Source organism: Ruegeria sp. BA12, assembly GCF_056539625.1.
The window spans coordinates 451,930-467,247 of sequence record NZ_JBQFVF010000001.1 but is presented as its reverse complement, the minus strand read 5'-3'; the positions used below and the strand labels follow the sequence as shown (position 1 = coordinate 467,247).

13 protein-coding genes and 2 tRNA genes are annotated in these 15,318 nt (G+C 58.1%); 8 read left to right on the top strand and 7 right to left on the bottom strand.

Annotation, left to right across the window (positions count from 1 at the left end; all coding sequences use genetic code 11):
- Positions 1–56: 56 nt before the first annotated feature.
- The 3 genes from recJ to ACR0B0_RS02315 all read left to right on the top strand — a co-directional run bounded on the left by recJ (position 57) and on the right by ACR0B0_RS02315 (position 2,070).
- Complete coding sequence (gene recJ / locus ACR0B0_RS02325; RefSeq protein ID WP_480646247.1) at positions 57–1,799, top strand: single-stranded-DNA-specific exonuclease RecJ; 1,743 nt, start codon at positions 57–59, stop codon at positions 1,797–1,799.
- Positions 1,800–1,897: 98 nt separating this feature from the next.
- Positions 1,898–1,972: transfer RNA gene (locus ACR0B0_RS02320), tRNA-Glu, on the top strand.
- Between the two features lie 23 nt (positions 1,973–1,995).
- Positions 1,996–2,070: transfer RNA gene (locus tag ACR0B0_RS02315), tRNA-Glu, on the top strand.
- A gap of 9 nt (positions 2,071–2,079) precedes the next feature.
- On the opposite strand, the gene ACR0B0_RS02310 is transcribed toward ACR0B0_RS02315, so the two are convergent.
- Genes ACR0B0_RS02310 through ACR0B0_RS02280 form a run of 7 tightly spaced genes read right to left on the bottom strand, consistent with a single transcriptional unit; the run spans position 2,080 to position 9,466 of the window.
- Positions 2,080–3,921, bottom strand: a complete 1,842-nt coding sequence (locus ACR0B0_RS02310; protein ID WP_480646245.1) for a V-type ATP synthase subunit A — start codon at positions 3,919–3,921, stop codon at positions 2,080–2,082.
- Positions 3,918–4,610 (bottom strand): hypothetical protein, encoded by a 693-nt coding sequence (locus ACR0B0_RS02305; protein WP_480646243.1) that lies wholly within the window; start codon positions 4,608–4,610, stop codon positions 3,918–3,920. Before ACR0B0_RS02305 ends, ACR0B0_RS02310 begins: the two co-directional genes overlap by 4 nt.
- Before the next feature lies 1 nt (position 4,611).
- Positions 4,612–5,289 (bottom strand): hypothetical protein, encoded by a 678-nt coding sequence (locus tag ACR0B0_RS02300; RefSeq protein WP_425080881.1) that lies wholly within the window; start codon positions 5,287–5,289, stop codon positions 4,612–4,614.
- Positions 5,289–5,732, bottom strand: a complete 444-nt coding sequence (locus tag ACR0B0_RS02295; protein ID WP_170348235.1) for an ATP synthase subunit C — start codon at positions 5,730–5,732, stop codon at positions 5,289–5,291. Before ACR0B0_RS02295 ends, ACR0B0_RS02300 begins: the two co-directional genes overlap by 1 nt.
- Positions 5,729–7,525 carry a V-type ATP synthase subunit I gene (locus ACR0B0_RS02290; protein ID WP_170348234.1) on the bottom strand — a complete coding sequence of 599 codons (1,797 nt, stop codon included), beginning with the start codon at positions 7,523–7,525 and terminating at the stop codon, positions 5,729–5,731. The genes ACR0B0_RS02295 and ACR0B0_RS02290 overlap by 4 nt, the downstream gene beginning before the upstream one ends.
- Complete coding sequence (locus ACR0B0_RS02285) at positions 7,522–8,127, bottom strand: V-type ATP synthase subunit D (protein ID WP_480646241.1); 606 nt, start codon at positions 8,125–8,127, stop codon at positions 7,522–7,524. Before ACR0B0_RS02285 ends, ACR0B0_RS02290 begins: the two co-directional genes overlap by 4 nt.
- Complete coding sequence (locus ACR0B0_RS02280) at positions 8,105–9,466, bottom strand: V-type ATP synthase subunit B (RefSeq protein ID WP_170348232.1); 1,362 nt, start codon at positions 9,464–9,466, stop codon at positions 8,105–8,107. Before ACR0B0_RS02280 ends, ACR0B0_RS02285 begins: the two co-directional genes overlap by 23 nt.
- 243 nt (positions 9,467–9,709) lie before the next feature.
- Between ACR0B0_RS02280 and ACR0B0_RS02275 the strand changes: the two genes are divergently transcribed.
- From ACR0B0_RS02275 to ACR0B0_RS02255, 5 genes are all read left to right on the top strand, one after another.
- Positions 9,710–11,449 (top strand): ABC transporter substrate-binding protein, encoded by a 1,740-nt coding sequence (locus ACR0B0_RS02275; RefSeq protein ID WP_170348231.1) that lies wholly within the window; start codon positions 9,710–9,712, stop codon positions 11,447–11,449.
- Between the two features lie 83 nt (positions 11,450–11,532).
- Positions 11,533–12,582, top strand: coding sequence for an ABC transporter ATP-binding protein (locus ACR0B0_RS02270; RefSeq protein ID WP_170532827.1), 1,050 nt, complete (start codon positions 11,533–11,535; stop codon positions 12,580–12,582).
- 1 nt (position 12,583) lies between these two features.
- Complete coding sequence (locus ACR0B0_RS02265; protein ID WP_170348229.1) at positions 12,584–13,660, top strand: ABC transporter ATP-binding protein; 1,077 nt, start codon at positions 12,584–12,586, stop codon at positions 13,658–13,660.
- Positions 13,657–14,520, top strand: a complete 864-nt coding sequence (locus ACR0B0_RS02260; RefSeq protein ID WP_170348228.1) for a carbohydrate ABC transporter permease — start codon at positions 13,657–13,659, stop codon at positions 14,518–14,520. The genes ACR0B0_RS02265 and ACR0B0_RS02260 overlap by 4 nt, the downstream gene beginning before the upstream one ends.
- Positions 14,517–15,314, top strand: a complete 798-nt coding sequence (locus ACR0B0_RS02255; protein ID WP_155139158.1) for a carbohydrate ABC transporter permease — start codon at positions 14,517–14,519, stop codon at positions 15,312–15,314. Before ACR0B0_RS02260 ends, ACR0B0_RS02255 begins: the two co-directional genes overlap by 4 nt.
- Positions 15,315–15,318 lie beyond the last annotated feature (4 nt).

The following is a 15,318-nucleotide window of genomic DNA, read 5'->3' as shown; positions in this document are numbered from 1 at the left end:
AAAGATGAAGAGGCCGGATCCGAGAGGGTCCGGCCTTGGCGCATAAGAGGCACACCATGAGTTATCTTGGGGTTGAGCAGTCACTATCCGGGCGACGTTGGGTCGGCCCAGTGCCCGACGTTGAGCGGGCCGCTGAAATGCTGATCCAACAGGCCGGTCTGCCCCGCGCGGTGTGTCAGGTTCTGGCGCGACGCGGCGTCTCTGCTATGGAGGCGTCCGGGTTTCTGGAACCCAAACTGAAAGAACTGCTGCCTGACCCGCGCGACATGAAGGATATGGAAAAAGCCGCAATGCGATTCCTGTTAGCGGTCACGAACAATGAGCGGATCGCAGTGTTCGCGGACTATGACGTAGATGGCGCCAGTTCTGCGGCTTTGCTGCTGGTTTGGCTGCGGCAGATGGGCCTGCAGGCTACTTTGTACGTGCCCGACCGAATTGACGAGGGCTATGGCCCCAACGTGCCCGCGATGCAGGAACTGGCCGCCACGCATGACCTGATCATCTGCGTCGATTGTGGCACGCTGAGTCACGAACCGATTGCAGCAGCCAAGGGCGCAGATGTGATCGTGTTGGATCACCACTTGGGCGGCGAAACTCTGCCCGATTGTGCCGCCGTGGTGAACCCTAACCGGCAGGATGAAAGCGGCGAACTGGGCTTTCTCTGCGCCGCCGGTGTCGTGTTTCTGATGCTGGTCGAAGCCGGACGTCAACTGCGTGAGGCAGGTGTAAAGGGGCCTGACTTGATTGGTCTGCTGGATCTCGTGGCGCTGGCGACCGTGGCTGATGTGGCCCCGCTGATCGGAGCTAACCGGGCGCTTGTGCGACAAGGCCTGAAGGTTATGGCCCAACGGCAAAGGCCCGGTCTTGTGGCGCTGTCGGATGTGGCGCGCATGGACTCGGCGCCTAACAGCTATCACCTGGGGTTTCTGCTGGGTCCGCGCGTGAACGCGGGCGGGCGCATTGGTCAGGCGGACCTGGGCGCGCGGTTGCTAAGCACAGAATCGATGCATGAGGCGCAGGCGCTCTCGCAACGCTTGGATGAATTGAACACCGAGCGTCGTGACATCGAAAACGCCGTACGTGCCGCAGCGTTAGAGCAGGCCGAGGAACGTGGTCTGGATGCGCCGCTTGTTTGGGCTGCGGGTGAAGGCTGGCACCCTGGCGTGGTCGGCATCGTGGCCTCACGCCTGAAGGAGAACGCCAACTGCCCCGCGATTGTCATCGGTTTCGACGGGGATGAGGGCAAAGGCTCGGGCCGTTCGATCTCGGGCGTTGATCTGGGTGCGTCGATCCAGCGGCTAGCGGCCGAAGGGTTACTGGTGAAGGGCGGCGGCCACAAGATGGCGGCGGGGCTGACCGTGATGCGCGACCAGTTGGAACCTGCCATGGCGCGGCTCAGCGAATTGCTGGCCAAGCAAGGCGCGGGTGACGGCGGTCCGGCCGATTTGAAACTGGATGGCACCCTGATGCCTGGTGCAGCCACTATTGATCTGATCGAACAGATCGAAAAGGCAGGTCCGTTCGGGGCCAGCGCCCCAGCCCCGCGATATGCGCTGCCCGACCTGCAGGTGCGTTTTGCCAAACGCGTTGGTGAATCCCATCTGAAACTGTCCCTGTCCGACGGTGTTGGCGGCGGTCTGGATGCAATTGCCTTTGGGGCCTTTGACGGTCCGATGGGCGAAAAGCTGTCAAATCACGGCGGCGCGCGCTTTCATTTCGCCGGGCGGCTAGAGGTGAACTCATGGGGTGGACGCCAAAGTGTGCAACTTCGGCTGGAAGACGCAGCAGAGGCGATTTAAGCCCGATTTCGGGTCTGGGAAAAAACTTTCCCATCCTTGCATTTTTCGGCTTGCGGGGGTCCGGGTGAAACCGTAAAAGGCCCTCCACAAGCCAGCGTGGCCCGTTCGTCTATCGGTTAGGACGCCAGGTTTTCAACCTGGAAAGAGGGGTTCGATTCCCCTACGGGCTACCACTTGTGCTTGCGCCATACCAAATGGCCCGTTCGTCTATCGGTTAGGACGCCAGGTTTTCAACCTGGAAAGAGGGGTTCGATTCCCCTACGGGCTACCACTTCCCTATTTAGACACCAAACTTCTCGCGGCACAGATTTTGTATCTGCCCCCAGGTCGACTTGAATTCCGGTGTGTTTTCCGCCGCATAGTGAAAGTTCTTCATCAATCCTGTGAGCTGCGTAAACACCTGCCGAACCTCGGCCTTGTCAGCGAACTCCGCAGTTGATTGGGTCACGTCGTAGACCAGCTTGAAGGTCATTTTCTGACGTTCCAGCGGCACCGTCGCGTCCACTTTGTCAAACGCGTCCTGCTGTAGATAAACCATATCCACAAACAGCGCTTTTTGCTGGGTTACGAAATCTTGGATCGTGACGCCCTCTTCCCCCGTCACCTGCATCATCTGATCGACCTGTTCGCCTTTTTCGATCAGTGCCAGCAAATCGCGGACCTTGCCGGTCCAACCCGGTTCGGCGTTTTTGTCGTACCAGTCGGACAATTGATCCGTATAGCGCGACCAGCTAAGCATCGGATCGACCGCAGGATAAAACCGCTTGTAGGCGCGTTCCGAAGACAGGCCGAGGAAACATTTCACTGTGGACAGGGTCGATTGCGTGACCGGCTCGTCAAAGTTGCCGCCGGCGGGCGAGACGGTTCCGATCAAGGTAAGGCTGCCCAAATCGCCGTCATTGGTTTTCATTGCTCCGGCACGCTCATACAGCCCCTTGATCGAGCTTTCCAGATAGGCAGGAAAACCCTCTTCGCCCGGGATTTCCTCAAGTTTCCCGGATGTTTCGCGCATCGCCTGCGCCCAGCGGCTGGTACTGTCGGCAATCAGCAACACGTCATAGCCCATCTGTCGATAGTATTCGCCCAGCGTAATACCGGTGAAGATCGAGGCCTCGCGCGCGGCAACCGGCATGGACGACGTGTTGCAGATGATGATCGTACGATCCATCAGACTGCCACCCGTGGTTGGGTCGGTCATCTTGGGAAACTCGTGGATCGTCTCAACCACTTCACCCGCACGTTCGCCACAGGCTACGACAATGACGATATCCACCTTGGCATTGCGCGCGATCAGGTTTTGCAGAACGGTTTTGCCCGCCCCAAACGGCCCAGGAATACAGGCCGTCCCCCCGCGTGCGATGGGAAAGAACGTGTCGATCAGGCGCTGGGAGGTTAGGACCGGTTCGGTCGGATACAACCGCTCGGACAGCGCGCGTTTCAGAATGCTTTCCGATAAAGGCCGCCGCACTGGCCATTTCTGGCATAAGGTCAGCGTGTGCTCGCCGCCATGCTCATCTTCCAGACGGGCTACTATGTCGTGGATCGTGGCCGCGCCTTTTTGTACCCAGATGACCTTGTAATCGCCCATCCAGTTAAACGGCAGCATGATCTTGTGGGTGAAATGTCCCTCGGGGACCGTTCCGATGCTGTCACCGGCCGTCACCGTATCCCCGACCTTGATCGAAGGGCTGAACGACCATTTTGCCTGATCGTCCAGCGGAGCTACATCGGCCCCGCGGGGCAGGAAGGTGCCAAAATCAGCCGCTACTTTGGGCAAAGGCGATTGCAACCCGTCGAACACCTGCCCCAACAAACCCGGCCCCAGCTCGACCGACAGCAATTGGCCAGATTGTTCGACCGGGTCGCCCACGGCAACCCCGTCGGTGCTTTCATAGACCTGCACATCCGCCGTATCGCCGCGAACCCGCAACACTTCGGCCTTCAGACGTTCCTGCCGCCCACCCGGCCCGGGGCGTGTTGGCAAGATAAAGAGCACTTCGTTCTTGACCAACTGCCCGGGCTGGCCCGAGGCGTCATGGTTGGCCCGTATCTGCACCAGCCCCTCTTGCACCGAGACGACACGGGCGGTGGCGGTCTGTTTGGCAGAGGTTGGGGCGGTCATGCGTTAGCTCCGTCAAAATTGATATCGGCGACATTAGCCATGGCTTGCTGGGCCAGATGCTCAAATCTTTTGGCCGCCTCCTGCGCATTGCTTTGCGCCCAGCGGTCGAAAATGTTCCAGATCAGCACGTAGATCACCACCGCTTCGAAATCGAAATAATGGCGGGCAGCGTGGCGTTTCAGTTGCTTGTGGCTGACCGACAAGAGCAGCCGCTCCAAGCCCAAAGGATCTGCGGCGTCCAATAGTTGCTGGGCCTCCTTGATCCAAGGCATCGGACCTTCCAATCGAAAGCTCGGGTCGTTCCAATTGGCAGGGATATGGCGAGCCCAACGCCCCATACCGAACGATCCGGCAGGTGGGCTGACCCCCTGTTTGCGCAGGCGCAGCGCGGCCACTACAGTACGCAAGTCCATCCGCTCAATAAGCATCTTGCGCAAGGTGGGCTGCGAGATATCGTGCAACGCCTCGTTGCAGCGCCCAATGGCCTGCGCGTCGGTTACCCCGATGTCGTAGTCGCCCCAGTTCAAAGCATGCTCCAACACCTTCAAAACGCGCGCATCCTCGGGTGTCAGCGCCGTTAAACGTCGATCCAGCCGCAACCGCGACAAGGGCGGCTGTTTGGCGACAAACAACCGCTCCGACCCCGGTAAGCTGCTGATCAGCGCGATATAGGCGTCAGGGTTTGGCATTCTAACGGATCACCCCCTCCAGAACGGCCCGGAAACGCGGCTGTAGATGCTCCATCAGCAACGAGGCCACCGCTTTATCCGTCAGATCCAAAGCCACGCCTTGATCGTCTGCCCGCACCTGTATGCCACCCTCGGCATCATCCGAGGCGTGCAGTTCGACCTGCTCGCGCAGCATTTCAGCGGTCAGACCCAGTACGTATTTGGTAAGCTTGCCAGATTGGATATCGTCGGCATTCTGTTTGATATCCTCTTGCGTGGCGATCTTCGCGGGCAAAATGACTTCTACCTTTCCGTCCAGATTGGCGCCTTCTGCCGCACGGCCCACAACTTCGAGTATCATCTGCTTCAGCAGGTCTGGATCAGCCATTTCCTTGGTGACCAAACGTTCGACATCTTCGCGGAAGCGGTCCGTCAGGCCGGCTTTCATGGTCAGCACCGCATCCCGCATGGCAGTGTTCAGCGCCTCTTCGCCCGCTGCACGGTAGTTGTCAGAATCCGTGCGGGCCTTCTTTTGATACACGTCCGCCTCGCGTTTGGCGTCGGCCAGAATCTTTGCCGCTTCGGCCTTGGCATCGGCGCGCAGTTTATCTGCATCCGCCTGGCCAGCTGCCACCCCATCATTGCGCAGCTTGTCGATCAGCGCGTCAACACCGTGAGAGATCATGCCATCCTGCGCCATCAGCTTATCCCCGCGCTAATGACCAGGGCAAAGACGAAGGCAAAGACGCCAAAGCCTTCGATAATTGCAGCAGGTGCCAACGACAGCCCGAAGATTTCCGGCTTTTCCTTGGTTGCATTGATCGCTGCTGCACAGGCCCGGCCCTGCCAGATACCGCAATACATCAAGGCGATGCCCGACAAGATGCCGATCCCGAACAACCCGCCCGCATTTTCAGGCGTCACCTCACGGTTCAGGGTGAACATGATGACGATGCCATAGATCACCATGGTCGACGGAAAGGCCGAAACGCCGACGAACCGACCATAGCCCCCCTCGGTCTCGGTCATGGCCCCGATACTGGCCATTCCGGCAATGGAACAGCCAATGGCGCTTGCCGCCGCACCCAGTGCCATCGGTGCGTAAATCCCCAGCCAACCCAATGTAAGAACAAGCTCATTCATTCCTGAACCTCCTTGCGGGCAAACGGGCGAAAGACGATGCCTTCATCCGGCAAACCCCATTTAAAGAATTCGATGTAATTTAGACGCAGCCCGTGGACGACGCCGCTCATCATCGCTAGGGCGAAGTTCAGGGCGTGACCGACGATCAGGATCAGCAGAGCGAACAGGATCCCGGGTCCCTTCAGCGCGTGCATCACTGACACCGCCAGATCGTTGAATGTGATCGCCAGCGAGGCCGAGGCCAAGCCCAGCGCGAACAGGCGCATATAACTGAGTACGTCACCAAACGCCCCCATCGCTCCGGCCAGGGCTTGGATGCCGCCAATCAGACGCCATAACCAATCGATTGGCTTGTTGATCTGGCGATCGCTGGAAAACCAAAGGATCGCCAGAACGCCCGCGCTAAGGATCACCGCACCGGGTGTTGCAGAGTTTCCCTTCACATAGCTGAGCCACAAAACAAATCCGCCAATCAGTGCAGCGATCCAGCCCAGATTGGCAATCGCATTGCGCTGTCCCCAGGCAGCGTGGGCGGCCAGTGCATTGGCCAGCACCAGATGCAGAACTCCCACAACAATCGAGACCATCATCATGGCACCAAAATTGTTCAGATCGAGCAGTTTCACCTTGGCGAGGATCGACCCTTCCGGCGGTGACACACCGAAATAACTGCCCACCAGAACGCCATATACAATCGTCGCGCCCGAAATGATCAATCCGTACCGACGCCATGATTTCTGCCCGGCAGTTCCGTCCATTCGTTTCCAAAACAGCAGCAAGCCCAGCAGTATGGTCGCGCCGTACCCTGCATCAGCTACAATCATGGCAAAGAAGAACGCGAAGGACACGGCGACGATGACGCTTGGGTCCCAATCTTTGTAACCTGGAACTTGATAAAACAGCGCCAAATCTACGGCAGCGTTACGTTTTTCCGGCTGCTCCAACAGAGTGGGTGGCGAGTCTTCGGGGCCTGGGTCCTCGATCAGAATCGCGGCGTCCTTACCCTTCGCCATGTCCAACACGGCATCAACGCGATCTTCTGGCACCCAGCCCTGAAGGGCAAACATCGCCTCTTCGTCGCGCACTTTCTGCGTCGCATGGGCAAGCTCTGCTGCGCTCTCAGCCACCGAGAGGTTACGCCGCATCAGCGTCAAGTAGCGGGTCTGGGCGACCCGTTCGGCCTCAAGCGCTTCGATGGCAATTTCCGCCTCTTCCAACTGGGCCTCAAGCTCATGAATGGGCAGTGACCCCGTATGGGTGCGCGGTACTGGCAGAATGTCGTCGGCGGGCTCATCCGACGAGATCAGGACCGCATAGATAAACCGATGATCATGCTCCAGAATCGCCCAGGGCAGCGTCAGGTCATTCAAAGCATCTCGACGCTTTAACGGCAGTTGGTAGAACCATAGCCGGTTGCCCGCCAGAACGTCATCGGGCGGAAAATCCAGATCGCCCCACGGCCGCACCTTCGCAATGCGATCGGCCAGAAAATCCCGCCTGTCTGTCATGTCGCGGCTGCGTTGCATCAGGTCGCGCACATCCTTGACGAACTGATCCATATTAAAGTCCGTGTCGCGCTGAATTTGGCGGCGTGGCTCAGGTACATCTGTCAGGAATCGCAACGCCTTATAGGCATCTCTTGCACCGCGCGCGCTGATCTTTTCCGGCTCAGATGGTGGCGGGGCCAGTGGCAATACATGCATGCACCCCAGTTCCTGCAAAGCCTCAAGCGTTTCGGTTTTCTGCGCTGCTCGTCCTACCAGCGAGAGCTTTTTGAGGCGGGCGATACTCATGACGCCGCCTCTTGCGCATGTTTACGCTTGGAGATTTTCGAGCGGACGACGGCCTGCATCTGCTCATCACTCAGGTAGATGCGGATCTTCTTGATATTGGCCTTGGCGCGCGGGATCAGAACCTTTTCGAACAGGTTCACCCGCTGCGTGATCGTGGCAACGGCCTTGTCGAAAATCCTGACCCGCTCTTCGGCCACTTTGACCCGCAGGCGCGCCTCGATCATATCATGCAGCAACTGCGCCGCGGCATCCACCCAATGGGGTTTTGCCAACAGCGAATAAGGGCGCACAGCAACCTCGATCCGGTCCAGATCAGGCATCTTGACGCCCACCACGTTGACCTCTTTGACCCTGTAGTCTTTCAGTTCCACCAGCCCGTCCAGATCGATGCTTTGCTGTGCCAGCATTGGCAGCTTTGCCCCCACCTGCTGGGCCAGGTCTTGCACCTCGTCCTCTAGCCGTCTCACCTCCTCACGGGCTTTCACACGTTCCGCCATCAATTGCTGGCGCTTGAGGTCCAGTGACGGCAGGAACCGCTCATAGCTTTTCAGCTGCGTCTGCTCGCGGGCGAGCGACGATTTATTCAGCTGCAACCGCGCCATCGGCATCCTTTGGGAAATATTTGTCGACCAGAGATTGCTTCATCAGCAATTGTTCTGGGGCAAAACACTCAGCCAGGGTTTTCCAGCCCAGATCAAGCGCATCCTCCAGCGGGATCGAGACGTTGATATCCATGAATCGCTTGCGGAACAGCGCGCCAAACTTCAGCAGTTGGTGATCGTAATCCGACAGGTCAAAGGCCATCGCCTGCTTCTGCGCGGCGTCCCGGCTTTCCGAATAAAACCGGATCATCGTGTTCATAATCTGCCCGTGGTCTTCGCGGGTCGTCTTACCAACTACGTTCTGCTTGAGGCGCGACAGGCTGCCGAACGGGTCGATCACACCCGAATGCAGGTAAATCTGGCCTTCGGTGATATAGCCCGTGTTGTCCGGCACCGGATGGGTCACGTCATTGCCTGGCATTGTCGTCACGGTCAACACGGTGACCGACCCGCCCTTGGCGAAATCACACGCCTTTTCGTACCGGCGCGCCAACTGCGAATAGAGGTCACCCATATATCCGCGCTGCGATGGAACGCGTTCCTGACTGATCCCCACTTCTTTCATCGCATCGGCGAAAGCGGTCATGTCAGTCATCAGAACCAGCACGCGCTTGCCCTCTTCCACCGCGAATTTCTCGGCCACGGCCAACGCCATATCCGGCACCAATAAGCGTTCGACCAGAGGGTCCATCGCCTGATTGACGAACATCACGGTGCGCGAGAACACGCCCGCATCCTCAAAGGAGGTGCGGAACGTGTAATAGTCATCAAAGATCAATCCCAGCCCGCCGAACACCACGATATCGGCATCCGCCTGAATACCGATTCGGCTGAGAAAGGCGTTGAACGGCTCACCTGAAACCGAGAAAATCGGGATTTTCTGGCTTTCGACAAGCGTGTTGAACACGTCGATCATCGGCACATCCGTGCGGATCATCTTGTTGGGAACCGCACGCTCGGCCGGGTTTACGGTCGGACCACCGATGTCGATGCGCGGCTCGGCAGTCAGGTCGGGTCCGCCGTCGATCGCCACCCCCGCCCCGTCGAACACGCGCCCCAAAATGTTGGCCGAATAGGGCGTCTGCATTGGGTGGCCAAGAAAGGTCGCCGTCGCCTCGGTGGATATGCCCTTGGTGCCCGAGAACACCTGCAACGTCACCACGTCCCGATCAATTAAGATCGCCTGAGCCAGAGTTTTGCGGCCATCCACCGTCTCGATCACCGCCAGATCGTTAAAGCGAACGGCTGGGTCGCGCGCGCCATCAATCGGCACCCGAACCTTGATCGTGTCACCGACAATTTCCAGAACACGCGTGTACTTCAACAGGCTTCGGGACATCACTTACCCCCATGCGTCAAAGAGATTTTCAGTAAATTCGCCACGGTGGTCAGTGGCATTTTTTGTAATTGTAAGGACAGCTTACAACGAATTCAGAAATTGGCAACCGAGGATAAATCAACCCTTCGAAACCGGCGGAATTTTCATTTACTAAAAATTTAGTTTGACAGGTGCGCAGAAAATCGCTGATGCTGTCGGTCATCCGGTTAGCACCGGACAACCATAATTTTTGGGAGGAGACAGATGCGGAGACATCTACTTTCCGCAGTGGCGGCGGCTGCCGTCATTGCGGGGCACGGTCCCGTTTGGGCCGACGAAGCCGCAGCACAACGTTGGATCGACGACGAATTCCAGCCATCGACCTTGTCGAAAGACGAACAGATGTCGGAAATGCAGTGGTTCATCGAAGCTGCACAGCCTTACGCTGGCATGGAAATCAACGTCCTGTCCGAAGGCATCCCGACACATTCTTACGAATCCGAGGTCCTGACCAAGGCGTTCGAGGAAATCACTGGCATCAAAGTCAACCACCAGATCCTCGGTGAAGGCGAAGTGGTTCAGGCGGTTCAAACCCAGCTGCAGACCGGCCGGAATCTGTATGACGGCTATGTCAACGACAGTGACCTGATCGGCACCCACTCGCGCCTGCAACTGGCCTATCCGCTGACCGACATGATGGCTGGCGATTGGGCGGCGACAACTTCGCCGACGCTGGATCTGGATGACTTCATGGGCATTCAGTTCACCACCGGTCCGGACGGCAAGCTGTACCAGCTGCCTGACCAGCAGTTCGCGAACCTTTACTGGTTCCGCAAGGACTGGTTCGACGACGAAGCCAACAAAGCCGCGTTCAAAGAAAAGTACGGCTATGACCTGGGTGTTCCGGTCAACTGGTCGGCTTACGAAGACATTGCCGAATTTTTCACCAATGACGTAAAGGAAGTCGACGGAGTGGCGATCTATGGCCACATGGACTACGGCAAGCGCGCACCTGACCTTGGTTGGCGTATGACCGATGCGTGGCTGTCAATGGCCGGTGCCGGCGACGTTGGCGAGCCGAACGGCATTCCGGTTGATGAGTGGGGTATCCGCATGGAAGCGGGCACCTGTAACCCTGTTGGTGCATCCGTGTCCCGCGGCGGCGCTGCAAACGGTCCCGCTGCGGTCTATGCGATCCGCAAATGGGATGAGTGGCTGCGGGCCTATGCGCCTCCGGGTGCGGCGTCCTATGACTTCTACCAGTCGCTACCAGCGCTTAGCCAAGGCAACGTCGCCCAGCAGATCTTCTGGTACACCGCCTTTACTGCCGACATGGTGAAGCCGAAATCCGAAGGTAACAACACCGTGGATGACGAGGGCACGCCGCTGTGGCGGATGGCACCCAGCCCGCACGGCCCCTACTGGGAAGAAGGCCAGAAGGTTGGTTATCAGGACGTGGGGTCTTGGACCTTCCTGAAATCGACCCCTGCGGATCGTGCTCAGGCGGCTTGGCTCTATGCTCAGTTCGTGACCTCCAAGACTGTCGATGTGAAGAAGTCCCACGTGGGTCTGACCTTCATCCGCGACAGCTCGGTCAATCACGAGTCCTTCACCGAGCGCGCACCCAAGCTGGGTGGTCTGGTCGAGTTCTATCGCTCGCCTGACCGTGTGGCATGGTCGCCCACCGGCATCAACGTGCCGGACTATCCGAAGCTGGCCCAGATCTGGTGGCAGCAGATCGGTGACGTGAACTCGGGTGCGTTTACCCCGCAAGAGGCGATGGACCGTCTGGCTGAAGAGATGGACATCACCATGGCCCGTATGCAGGCTGCGGACGAAAGCGCCGGTGTCTACGGTGGTTGTGGTCCACGCCTGAACGACCCGCAGGATCCTGCCTTCTGGCTGGAAAAAGAGGGTTCGCCTAAGGCCAAGCTTGAGAACGAAAAACCGCAAGGCCAGACCGTCAACTATGACGAACTGGTTCAGCGCTGGCAGGCTCAGTAGACCATTGAAACCCGGGGGTGCCGGTTCAGGCATCCCCACCCCAAAGACCAGTGCGATGCACTGAAGGACCGGAACTCACGGACATGATCGAATTACAAGATGCCACCAAACGGGTTGGCAACGTCATCCATATCAAACCCACCAACCTGACACTGCAAACGGGCCATTTCAACGTGCTGTTAGGCGCGACGGGTTCGGGCAAGACCTCTCTGATCAAGATGATGGCCGGGCTGGACCCGATCGCCTCGGGCAAGGTTTTGATGGATGGGCAGGATGTGACACGGCTGAACACGCAAAAGCGTCAGATCAGCTTGGTACACCAGTTCTTCGTGAACTACCCGCATATGAGTGTTTTCGACAATATCGCCTCGCCCCTGCGCGTGGCTGGTATGGCGCAATCCGAGATCGAGGGCCGCGTGGAAGAGGCCGCCGATCTGCTGCAATTGCGCCCGATGCTTAACCGTCGACCGCATGAGCTGTCGGGCGGGCAACAACAACGTACCGCGCTGGCCCGTGCCATCGCGAAAGAAAGCCGCGCCGTGTTCCTGGATGAACCGTTGGCGAACCTTGACTACAAATTGCGCGAAGAGCTGCGCGAACAATTACCAGACCTGTTTGCAGGTCGCGGTGCCGTCGTGGTTTATGCCACCTCGGAACCAGAAGAGGCCCTGCTGTTGGGTGGATACACCGCGCTGATGGAAGATGGCCACGTTACTCAGTTCGGCCCAACCGCTGATATCTATCGTAATCCCGAAAACATCGCCGCTGCGCGCGTATTCTCGGACCCGCCAATCAACGTAGCCCGCATATCGGTATCCAGTGCTCAGGCGCAACTGGCGGGCGGGGGCGGCTGGACCGTTACGGATATGGCTGATGGAGAATACATGGTCGCTGTGCGTCCGCACCGCGTGACCCCGGTCCGCACCTCGGACGCAGATGTGGAACTGACCGGTCGTGTGATCGTCACTGAACTGTCCGGTTCCGATTCCAGCGCGCATTTCCAACATGGGGATGAAGCGTGGGTCTCGCTGGCTGCCGGTGTGCATCCCTACCAGGTCGGTGAGGATCACAGCTTCTATATGAACCCGGCGCATTGCCGGTATTTCGGCCAAGACGGCAAAAGGGTGGCCTGACATGGCACAGATCAAACTTTCAAACCTGCGACACAGCTATATGCCAACGCCAAAAGGCCAGGAAGATTACGCGCTGAAGGAAATCGATGTGACCTGGCGCGATGGTGGGGCCTACGCGCTGCTCGGCCCGTCGGGCTGCGGCAAGTCCACTCTGCTGAACATCATCTCGGGTCTGTTGACGCCGTCCGAGGGGCAGATTCTGTTCGATGACCGCGACGTCACCACCCTGCCCCCCGATCAACGCAACATTGCGCAGGTGTTCCAGTTCCCGGTGATCTACGACACGATGACGGTGGGTGAAAATCTTGCCTTCCCGCTGAAAAACCGCGGCGTGGACCCAGCGACAATCAAACGTCGCGTGGATGAGATTGCCGAAATGCTGGACGTCACGGATATGCTCAACACCCGCGCATCGGGCCTGAGCCCTGACAACAAACAGAAAATCTCGATGGGGCGCGGTCTTGTGCGCGATGATGTAAACGCGGTGATGTTTGACGAACCGCTGACGGTGATCGACCCGCATCTGAAATGGAAACTTCGGTCAAAGCTGAAAGAACTGCACCAGCGCGTGCAGGCCACGATGATCTATGTGACCCACGACCAGACCGAGGCGCTGACTTTCGCGGACGAAGTCGTCGTAATGCAGGAAGGCGAAGTGGTTCAGATCGGCACTCCAGTCGAACTGTTTGAACGCCCCCAGCACACATTTGTCGGACACTTTATAGGTTCACCCGGTATGAATGTCCTGCCCTGCGAGGCCAAAGGCGACCGCGCCGTGTTCGAAGGCCACGAGGTGATGCTGGAAGGTCCCACCCTTGGTGACGGAGGCCGTACACACCTGGGAATCCGCCCTGAGTATGTGGGCTTTGGGGACACCGGCATCCCGGCGCATGTGACCAAAGTGGCCGATATCGGCCGCCACTTTGTTGTCAGTGCGATGGTCGGGAACACGGCCCTTAAGGCTGTGACCGAACACAGTGTACCCGAGCCCGGATCACAAGTCTTTCTGCAATTCAAACCTGAACAATCCCGCGTCTATCGTGACGGCTGGATCGCAACCGAGGAGCGGGTGCAATGAGAACCGAAAACCAAAAGGCATGGTTCTTTGTCTTACCCGTTCTGGCGCTGGTCGCGTTCAACGCGCTGGTGCCGATGATGACCGTGGTCAACTACTCGGTGCAGGAAACATTCGGCAACAACCAGTTCTTCTGGGAAGGTCTTGGTTGGTTTGAACAAATCTTGCGATCTGACCGATTCCAGGCCGCACTGGGGCGGCAGTTTCTGTTCACCTTCCTGATCCTGATCATCGAGGTCCCGCTGGGTATCATCGTGGCCCTGTCGATGCCACGCAAAGGGTTCTGGGTGCCGGTTTGTCTGGTGCTTATGGCGCTACCGATGCTGATCCCGTGGAATGTGGTCGGCTCGATGTGGAATATCTTCACCCTGCCCCAGATCGGCCTGTTGGGTTACTTTCTGAATGACGTTTTGGGCATCAATTATGACATGACCCAACAGCCAATCTCGGCTTGGATCACTGTCGTCGTCATGGATGTCTGGCACTGGACCTCGCTGGTGGTCTTGCTGTGCTATGCGGGGCTCGTGTCGATCCCTGATGCGTACTACCAAGCGGCCAAGATCGACGGTGCCACCCCGTGGTCGGTGTTCCGCTATATCCAGTTGCCCAAGATGAAAACGGTTCTGACCATCGCAGTCTTGTTGCGGTTCATGGATAGTTTCAACATCTACACCGAGCCATTCGTTCTGACCGGCGGCGGCCCCGGCAACTCGACCACCTTGCTTTCGATCGACCTTGTGAAGATCGCGCTGGGGCAATTTGACCTTGGTCCTGCGGCCGCGATGAGCCTGATCTATTTCGCCATCACGCTGCTTGTGTCGTGGCTATTCTACACTCTGATGACAAAGGATGACGCAGAATGAAAAAGCGTTCCATCATCCCGATCCTCTATATCGCATTCCTGATGCTACCGATCTATTGGCTGGTGGCGATGTCCTTCAAGACCACGAATGAAATCCTGTCGGGCTTTTCCCTGTTTCCCCAGACCTTTACGTTGGAAAATTACATCACCATCTTCACTGACCCAACATGGTATTGGGGCTACATCAACTCGATCACCTATGTGACTCTGAACACGGTGCTTTCTGTCTGCGTGGCTTTGCCTGCCGCCTATGCGTTCTCGCGCTATCGGTTTCTGGGTGACAAACAGCTGTTCTTCTGGCTGCTGACCAACCGTATGGCCCCAGCGGCGGTCTTCGCCCTGCCGTTTTTCCAGCTTTATTCGTCGATCCACCTGTTCGACACGTATCTGGCCGTGGCGTTGGCGCATACGCTGTTCAACGTACCGCTTGCGGTGTGGATTTTGGAAGGCTTCATGCGTGGCATCCCGAAGGAACTGGATGAGACGGCTTATGTCGATGGTTATTCCTTCCCGCGTTTCTTCGTGACCATCTTCCTGCCCAACATCAAAGCGGGCGTGGGCGTCGCGGCGTTCTTTTGCTTCATGTTCTCATGGGTTGAGATGCTGCTGGCCAAAACCCTGACCGCGGTCGAGGCCAAACCTATCGCAGCCGTGATGACCCGCACCGCGTCCAGCGCGGGGTATGAGTTGGGCCTGCTGGCCGCCGCCGGAACGCTCACCATCATCCCTGGCGCCATCGTCATCTGGTTTGTCCGCAACTACATCGCGCGTGGTTTCGCGATGGGTCGTGTATGAGGTT